General features: G+C 52.2%; 2 protein-coding genes. Both read left to right on the top strand.

The window, feature by feature from the left end:
* Positions 1–71: 71 nt before the first annotated feature.
* Positions 72–686, top strand: a complete 615-nt coding sequence (locus JK211_RS16730) for an ERF family protein (RefSeq protein ID WP_212709743.1) — start codon at positions 72–74, stop codon at positions 684–686.
* Positions 687–1,189, top strand: a 503-nt coding sequence (locus tag JK211_RS16735) for a single-stranded DNA-binding protein (protein ID WP_212709742.1), incomplete at its 3' end; no start/stop codon positions are given.

Raw genomic sequence — 1,189 nt, forward strand, 5'->3', positions numbered from 1 at the left:
GAACAAATCGACCTGGCAACGGAACGCCAGAATCCGGTTATCAGCTGGCAAGAATTTGCGGGGGACTATTCATGAGTGTGTACAAAGCTATCAGTGCCGTAGCCAAGGAAATGGCAGAAAAAGGCATCAGCAAGGACAGAGAGAACCGGCAGCAGGGATTTCAGTTCAGAGGAATAGACCAGGTCTATAACGCGCTGGCGCCAGCCCTTGTGCGCCATGGATTACTTATCCTGCCACGCATCATTGAGCGCACTGTCACGGAACGACAGACGCAGCGTGGTGGCGTGTTGTTTTATGTCGTGGTCAAAGCTGAGTTCGACTTCGTCGGAGTAGAGGACGGTAGTATTCACACGGTGACCACTTATGGCGAAGCTATGGACAGCGGTGACAAGGCTACAAATAAGGCCATGTCAATTGCCTATAAATATGCAGCATTTCAGACATTCTGCATTCCCACCGAAGAGACTGCCGTGGATGCTGACAGTGAGGTCCATCATCCGGCTGCAATCACCCCTGATGAAGCTGTAAGCACATTCAGCAATGAAGCGACTAAGGCGACAACTGAGTCGAAACTTACCGAGCTTTATAAAACAGCCTGGGCCGCTGTTGGAGAGTCAAAATCACATCAGCAGCAGGTCATCGAAATATTCAAACACAGAAAGTCAGACTTTAAGGCGGCAGCATAAATGGCAAGTAAAGGCGTAAACAAGGTAATCATCGTTGGCCGGTTAGGTCAGGACCCGGAGGTGCGCTACTCCCCGTCAGGTTCCTGCTTCGCTAACCTTTCGGTAGCAACATCAGAGCAGTGGCGTGATAAGCAGACGGGTGAGCAAAAAGAACTGACGGAATGGCACCGCGTAGTAATCAGCGGGAAACTGGCAGAAATAGCTGGCGAGTATCTGCGAAAAGGCTCGGAAGTCTATCTGGAAGGTAAGTTGCAAACCCGAAAATGGCAGGACCAATCAGGTGCTGACCGGTACACCACAGAAATTCGGGTGGGTGTCGGCGGTACGATGCAGATGCTAGGCGGTCGACAGGATAATTCCGGCGCTCCGGCTGGAAATCAGCAATCGGGACGGAACCAGCCACCAACTAACCGGCAATCCAGTGGCGGCAACCGGGCTCAGACGAATGCCCCGCCTGCTGCCAGTGAGCCTCCTATGGACTTCGATGACGATATTCCTTTTGC

Source organism: Tatumella sp. JGM130 (assembly GCF_018257525.1).
In the GTDB taxonomy this organism is placed as follows: Bacteria; Pseudomonadota; Gammaproteobacteria; order Enterobacterales; family Enterobacteriaceae; genus Tatumella; species Tatumella punctata.

What these genes read in the sequence shown, in the direction of transcription:
- JK211_RS16730 (WP_212709743.1), top strand. Translation starts at nt 72, where the DNA reads ATGAGTGTGTACAAAGCTATCAGTGCCGTAGCCAAGGAAATGGCAGAA.